Raw genomic sequence first — 6809 nt, 5'->3', positions numbered from 1 at the left:
GCGCTTGCGGGAAGCGGCAAACCTTTCATCCATACGTCAGGTTCGAGCATTGTCGGCACACGCGCTCGCGGCGAGCGCTCCGACAATATTTTCGACGAAGACACGCCGATCACGCCATCGCCTGCACGCGTGGCACGGGTCGCGCTGAACGAGTTCATCCTTGGTTTCAAGGAGAAGGGCTGTCGTCCCGTCATTATCTGTCCGAGCCTGATCTATGGCGTCGGCCATGGCGCAGGTCGCGACAGCGTGCAGGTGCCGCTGCTGATCAAGCTGGCCAAAAAGCGCGGCAACGCGGCGCATGCCGGGCCGGGCGAGAACATCTGGTCGAACGTGCATATCGACGATCTCGTGCCGCTCTACGCGCTTGCGATCGAGAAAGCGCCGGAAGGCAGCTTCTATTTCGCCGAGAACGGCGAGAATTCGATGCGCGAGGCCTGCGAGGCGATCAACCGCATGCTTGGCTTTGCCGGACCGCCAACGGCGATGCCGATGCAGGAAGCTGTCGCCGAATGGGGCGAGGGCACCGCCGAGGACACGATGGCTTCGAACAGCCGTGTGCGGGCAAAGCGCGCGCGGCAAGAGCTCGGATGGCAGCCGCGGGCACGCGGCCTGATGGAAGAGATCGAACAGGGGTGCTACCGCGAATAGCGCAGCAAGCACGCCGTCGTCCCGGCGTTCGCCGGGACGACAGTCTTGATGAGGTGCCGGCTAGCCTTTCACTCCGTCCCACCACGCGCACGTCCCCGACATCAGCTTGTAATTGCCTTCCATCACCTGAACCGGCGCACGCAGTCCTGACGCGGCGGCGCGCAGGCGCAGTTCGCGCGCCACCGCGCGGTCTTCGGCCGGCAGCCAGACGCGCTCATGACCCCACAGGCTCGGGCCGTCGTGCATCTCGACCGGTTGCCACGTCGCGGGATCGATCTCGCGGCCGCCCCAGCCGCATTCGATCATGAAGGACGACGGCGTTTTCGCGTAGAACGAGGTCATGAAATCATTGGTGTGGCGGCCGAGCGTGACGCTGACACGGCCTTCCTCCGTCTGCGCGACGTCGTAAGCCTGGCCGACATCGTCGAGCGAGAATAGCTCCACCATCAGATGATGCATGCCGTTCCTGCCGGTCTCGATCAGCGCGAGGCTGTGATGGCGGGCGTTGACGTGGAAGAAATAGGCGCGGAACGGCTTGGTGATGTAGTCGGAGAGGCCGAAGCCAAGAACGTCGACATAGAATTCCATCATCGGCTCGATGTTCTCGACCGTCAGTACGGCATGCCCGAGGCCGAGCGGGCCGGTGCGAAAACCGGAGATCGATCGTCCCGGCAAGAACGGCGTCTCGTCGATCTCGGCGCCGTAAAACGCCTCCAGGCGGTTGCCGGCGGGATCGTGGAACGAAATCAGGCTGCGGACGCGCCGGGCATCAGCGAGCATTTGCGGTTCGGCCACAACGGATACGCCGGCTTTTTCCAGCCGCGCCGCCAGCGCGTCCAGCGCAGCCCCGTCGGCGACCTCCCAGCCGAAGAAACGCGCGCCTTCGCCCATGGCGCGATCGATCACGATGCGCTGCTTACGGTCATCCATCCGGAACGCCAGCAGGGAGTTGCCACGCTCCACGGCCTGCAGGCCGACGAGGCCCGTCCCGAACTGCCGCCAATCTTCGAGATCGGCCGATCCGAACCCGGCATAACCCAGACCCAGTAATGCCATCCTTGCCTCCGTCATTCGCAGTCTTTGCGCGTCGGAAACGCGGCTGCTTTGCTCAAATCCTACGCAAGTTTGCTGTTTTCCGACACCCAAACATAGGGCAGGGAAGGGGCATCCCGGCCGGCCTCTCCCTTGACATCATTGGCGCCGGATGGTGTTTAGGTGCCATGAGCACCGTTATTACCCCCTGCCGTCTCTGGTGGCGCACCTCCTAAGAGGTGGCCGGTGCGATTTCATTTTCAATCGTCGAAGGTCGCCATCGCAGTGCGACGGTCCCCTTCGTTTGTCCTGTGTGGCGCGTCCTTCCGAAGTTTCGTAAGAGGATCACATGAACAGGACAGTCTTCTCCCTGCCCGAGCACAGCGAATACCGCAGCAGCGGCGGCCTGGCGATTTCGCGCGTCGTCGAGCAGTTCACCGGCAACGCCAAACGCCTGGACGATCTGATCGAACTGCTCGACCGCCGCCGCGGCGTCGTCCTGTCCTCCGGCACAACGGTGCCGGGCCGCTACGAGAGCTTTGACCTCGGCTTTGCCGATCCGCCGCTGGTGTTGGAAACCGTCGGCGCGAACTTTTCGCTGTCGGCGCTGAACCCGCGCGGCGAGGTACTGATCGCGTTTTTGGGCGAGGTGCTGCGCGAGCCCTGCGTGGTCATTTCGGAAAAAAGCCCGACGCGGCTGGCCGGCCACATCATCCGCGGCGCCGCGCCGGTCGAGGAAGACCAGCGCACCCGCCGCGCCAGCGTGATGTCGCTGGTGCGCGATCTCATCGCCGCCCTTGCCGCCAATGACGATCCGCTGCTCGGCCTCTACGGCGCCTTCGCCTACGACCTCGTGTTCCAGATCGAAGATCTCGTGCAGAAGCGCGCGCGCGAGGCCGACCAGCGCGATATCGTGCTCTATGTGCCCGATCGCCTGCTGGCCTACGATCGCGCCACCGGCCGCGGCGTGGCGTTGAGCTATGAATTCGCGTGGAAGGGCAAATCCACGCAAGGCTTGCCGCGCGATACGGCCGGGAGCGTCTATGCCAAGATGCCGAGGCAGGGCTTTGCCGATCACGCGCCCGGCGAATATCAGGCAACCGTCGAGGTCGCGCGCGCGGCGTTCGCGCGCGGCGACCTGTTCGAGGCAGTGCCGGGGCAGCTCTTTGCCGAGCCCTGCGAGCGCTCGCCGGCCGAAGTGTTTCAGCGGCTCTGCCGTATCAACCCGTCGCCCTATGGCGCGCTGATGAATCTCGGCGACGGCGAATTCCTGGTGTCGGCTTCGCCGGAAATGTTCGTGCGCTCCGACGGACGGCGGGTCGAGACCTGCCCGATCTCGGGCACGATCGCGCGCGGTGTCGATGCGATCGGCGATGCCGAGCAGATCCGGCAGTTGCTGAATTCGGAAAAGGACGAGTTCGAGCTCAATATGTGCACCGATGTCGACCGCAACGACAAGGCGCGCGTCTGCATTCCCGGCACCATCAAGGTGCTGGCGCGGCGGCAGATCGAGACCTATTCGAAACTGTTCCACACCGTCGACCATGTCGAAGGCATGCTGCGCCCGGGCTTCGATGCGCTCGATGCGTTCCTGACGCATGCCTGGGCGGTCACGGTGACGGGCGCACCGAAATTGTGGGCGATGCAGTTCGTCGAGGACAATGAGCGCTCGTCGCGGCGCTGGTATGCCGGCGCGATCGGCGCGGTGAATTTCGACGGCAGCATCAACACTGGCCTCACCATCCGCACCATCCGCATGAAGGATGGTTTGGCCGAAGTGCGCGTCGGCGCCACCTGCCTGTTCGATTCCGATCCCGCCGCCGAAGACCGCGAATGCCAGGTCAAGGCAGCCGCGCTATTCCAGGCGCTGCGGGGCGACGCACCAAAACCGCTGTCGGCCTTTGCACCTGACGCCACCGGTTCCGGCCGCAAGGTGCTCCTGATCGACCATGACGACAGCTTTGTGCATATGCTGGCGGATTATTTCCGCCAGGTCGGCGCCAGCGTGACGGTGGTCCGTCACATCCATGCGCAGGAGATGCTGAAGCAGAAGGGCTGGGATCTTCTGGTGCTGTCGCCAGGTCCCGGGCGCCCCGAGGACTTCGGGATTTCCAAAACCATCGGCAGGGCGCTCGACAAAAAGCTGCCGATCTTCGGCGTCTGCCTCGGCGTGCAGGCGATTGGCGAATATTTTGGCGGCCAGCTCGGCCAGCTCGGCCAGCCTGCGCACGGTCGTCCCTCGCGGATCCAGGTGCGCGGCGGGCGCCTGATGCAGAACCTGCCCAATGAAATTGTGATCGGCCGCTATCATTCGCTCTATGTCGAGCGCGACAGCGTGCCCGATGTACTTGAAGTCACCGCGACCACGGAGGACGGCGTCGCGATGGCGATCGAACACAAGACCCTGCCGGTCGGCGGCGTGCAGTTTCATCCGGAATCGCTGATGTCGCTTGGCGGCGAGGTGGGATTGCGGATCGTCGAGAATGCGTTCCGGCTGAAGGCGGTATGAACTGATGCAAAATTTGCGGCACGTCATTCCGGGATGTTGCGTTAGCACCACACTCGGAATCTCGAGATTCTCAGGTGCGCAATTGCGCACCATAGTTCGATGCTGCGCATCGCCCCGCATTGGAAAGAGACACCGATGACATTCGATCACGACATCAAGGCCACCGTTCGCACCATTCCGGATTACCCGAAGAAGGGCATCCTGTTTCGCGACATCACGACGCTATTGGCGGATGCGCGCGCGTTCCGCCGTGCGGTCGACGAACTGGTGCAGCCCTGGGCCGGGTTGAAGATCGACAAGGTCGCCGGCATCGAGGCGAGGGGATTCATCCTCGGCGGCGCGGTGGCGCATCAGGTCTCCGCGGGCTTCGTGCCGATCCGGAAAAAAGGCAAGCTGCCGCACACCACGGTGCGGATTGCCTATTCGCTGGAATACGGCCTCGATGAGATGGAAATGCATGCCGACGCGGTCCACCCCGGCGAGCGCGTCATCCTGGTCGATGATCTCATCGCCACCGGCGGTACCGCGGAAGGCGCGGTGAAATTGCTGCGCCAGATCGGCGCCAACGTGGTCGCGGCCTGTTTCATCATCGATCTGCCTGATCTCGGCGGCGCCGCCAAGCTGCGCGCGATGGAAGTGCCGGTGCGTACGCTGATGGCGTTCGAGGGGCATTAGAGTTTTTCGTTCTTCGAGCTACGACGGACAAGTCGCTGCGCGCCCAATGACGCGGAGATAACGACGCACACACCACTGTCATCCCCGCGCATGCGGGGATCCAGTACGCTGCGGCTTCTCGATTCAATCACTGCTGTCTCTGGAATACTGGCTCGCCCGGTCAAGCCGGGCGATGACAATTGAGTGTGGGTCGGCGATCTCGCGGCGGATTGCGTCCGGTGATGATTTATAGCCCGCATGAGCCAACGGGTCGCGCGAATGCTCGCCCGATGGCAGGCTGCGCGACATGCGAGGAGCGAAGGTCCCGGGTGCCGCTCCGCTCACCGGGGCTAGTCAATATTACCGGGGTAATATTTGTCGTTGCGGAGGTGTCACGGTCGCTGCGGGAGCAGGCTGAGTTCGAGCTCGCGAAAGCTGGTGTAGTTCCGGCGGATCCACTGGTGCAGCTCGGTCGAGGAGTCCCGCTCGTTGCGCAGGTAGTCGGTGAAGGAAAAGCTCAGGCGGTCGATATAGGTCTTCAGGAACGAGGGCAGCGCCGGGATCCGCAGGACCTGTCCCACACCCATCGCCGGCGGCAGTTCGCCGCGCACGACGTACTCGTTGTCGACCGTAATCAGCGCTTTCGGCGGAATCTGCTCCTGCAACATCGGGTAGCTGCGCGCGGAAATGCGATCGGTGTCGGCCACGAACAGGATGACCGGCGCCACGCGACGCCGCACGGCTTCTTTCAGGAAACCGATTTCATTGGTCATCTTGAAGAATTCGTCGAACGCATGAAAGCCGAGGTCGAGCACCTTGGCGATGCCGTCGTGGACGATCAGGCGATCCATCAGCAGCATCTTGCCGTAGGTGTCCATCACGTCGGCCGTCTCGGTGAGGCGCGGCAGATATTCGAGCAGCGACGGTTCCTTCAGGTTAATATCGAAGGAGGCAACCGCCCCGTCTTTCAGCAGCAGGAACTCGCTTAAGAGCCGTGCGAGCAGCGTCTTGCCGACCAGCGGCCGGGGCGAGCAGATGATGTAGACAGGCGTGGAGCTCATCACCCGCTATATCAAAGGAATTTTTCGGCTAATCCAGCCCCGTCGCGGCGGCTGTGCGACTATTTTTCGCCGCCGCGCACGCCGGGCTTGGCGCCGACCAGATCGGTCAGCTTGATGCGATCGAATTCGCTCCAGACGTTGGCGAGCCAGTGCCGGACATAGCCGCGCAGCACGAACGAGTAGTTCGCGGCCTCGTCGTCCTTGCCCTTGTTGGCGACAAATTTGAGGAACGGCACGGAGGAAACCTCGACCTGCTCATAGGCCATTTCATTGAGCTTCGGGATCGTGAGATCGGTCGCGTCCTTGATGCGGTGGAAGTAGGAGTTGTAGGTCGACTGATCCCACTGGAAGAACTGGGTGTCGTTGATGAAGTTCTTCACCAGGAAATATTTGGCACCCTGCATGAAATTCGCAGTCTCGGCGATCTCGTCCAGTGAGGCGATCGAGGGGCCCAGTATATGGAACACGGCAAAGGTGATCTGGCCGGCCTTGGCCGCGTCGAGAAAGCCGATATCCCGCAGGGAGGCCAGCGCCGGCGACAGCAATCCGGCGCGGACGTCGATCACGGTGACCGAGGGGCCGGCGCTCAGCGTATCGAAGATCTTCATCTGATCCGACGTCGTCGTCATGTCGACGATCTCGGTGATGTCGGGGTGGAAGCGCTTCAGCGTGCCGCGCGGCGATTCGGTGTCGAAGGCCCGGGTCGGCACGTTGTTGGCACTGAAGTAATCCAGGAGCGTCCGCGACACGGTCGTCTTGCCGACTCCGCCCTTGTCCGCGCCCACCACAATCACGACTGGCTTTGCCATGGAATTCCCTTGAATAGCAGTTCCGACCGCGGGGAGCGATCGGCATGCCCCAATCCTGCTTTGGGCGCGAACATGGCAGAAACAAGGGAGAATTCA

6 protein-coding genes are annotated in these 6809 nt (G+C 63.0%); 3 read left to right on the top strand and 3 right to left on the bottom strand.

The genetic code is table 11. From position 1 onward, the window contains the following. Window positions 1-648: NAD-dependent epimerase/dehydratase family protein (locus HCN50_RS04555; RefSeq protein WP_171708385.1), on the top strand; the 648-nt coding region annotated here is incomplete at its 5' end. Window positions 649-708: 60 nt separating this feature from the next. Here the strand turns inward: HCN50_RS04555 and HCN50_RS04550 are convergent. Continuing rightward, window positions 709-1704, bottom strand: coding sequence for a VOC family protein (locus HCN50_RS04550; RefSeq protein WP_171708384.1), 996 nt, complete (start codon window positions 1702-1704; stop codon window positions 709-711). Between the two features lie 325 nt (window positions 1705-2029). On the opposite strand from HCN50_RS04550, the gene HCN50_RS04545 reads away from it, so the two are divergent. Both HCN50_RS04545 and HCN50_RS04540 read left to right on the top strand, forming a co-directional pair. Next, window positions 2030-4189, top strand: coding sequence for an anthranilate synthase component I (locus tag HCN50_RS04545; protein WP_171708383.1), 2160 nt, complete (start codon window positions 2030-2032; stop codon window positions 4187-4189). Between the two features lie 135 nt (window positions 4190-4324). Then, window positions 4325-4864 carry an adenine phosphoribosyltransferase gene (locus tag HCN50_RS04540; RefSeq protein WP_057841738.1) on the top strand — a complete coding sequence of 180 codons (540 nt, stop codon included), beginning with the start codon at window positions 4325-4327 and terminating at the stop codon, window positions 4862-4864. A gap of 371 nt (window positions 4865-5235) precedes the next feature. On the opposite strand, the gene HCN50_RS04535 is transcribed toward HCN50_RS04540, so the two are convergent. Together HCN50_RS04535 and HCN50_RS04530 are read right to left on the bottom strand one after the other, a co-directional pair. Beyond that, window positions 5236-5904: a hypothetical protein gene (locus HCN50_RS04535; RefSeq protein WP_171708382.1), complete on the bottom strand. Its 669-nt coding sequence runs from the start codon at window positions 5902-5904 to the stop codon at window positions 5236-5238. Window positions 5905-5963: 59 nt separating this feature from the next. Next, on the bottom strand, window positions 5964-6713 hold the full coding sequence (locus HCN50_RS04530) for a P-loop NTPase family protein (RefSeq protein WP_028346968.1): 750 nt from the start codon (window positions 6711-6713) through the stop codon (window positions 5964-5966). Window positions 6714-6809 lie beyond the last annotated feature (96 nt).

This window comes from Bradyrhizobium archetypum, from assembly GCF_013114835.1.
Classification (GTDB): Bacteria; Pseudomonadota; Alphaproteobacteria; order Rhizobiales; family Xanthobacteraceae; genus Bradyrhizobium; species Bradyrhizobium archetypum.
Note: the sequence above shows the minus strand (reverse complement) of the source record. Positions and strands in the feature narration are given on the sequence as shown.

What these genes read in the sequence shown, in the direction of transcription:
- HCN50_RS04540 (WP_057841738.1), top strand. Translation starts at nt 4,325, where the DNA reads ATGACATTCGATCACGACATCAAGGCCACCGTTCGCACCATTCCGGAT.
- HCN50_RS04545 (WP_171708383.1), top strand. Translation starts at nt 2,030, where the DNA reads ATGAACAGGACAGTCTTCTCCCTGCCCGAGCACAGCGAATACCGCAGC.
- HCN50_RS04550 (WP_171708384.1), bottom strand. Translation starts at nt 1,704, where the DNA reads ATGGCATTACTGGGTCTGGGTTATGCCGGGTTCGGATCGGCCGATCTC.
- HCN50_RS04530 (WP_028346968.1), bottom strand. Translation starts at nt 6,713, where the DNA reads ATGGCAAAGCCAGTCGTGATTGTGGTGGGCGCGGACAAGGGCGGAGTC.
- HCN50_RS04535 (WP_171708382.1), bottom strand. Translation starts at nt 5,904, where the DNA reads ATGAGCTCCACGCCTGTCTACATCATCTGCTCGCCCCGGCCGCTGGTC.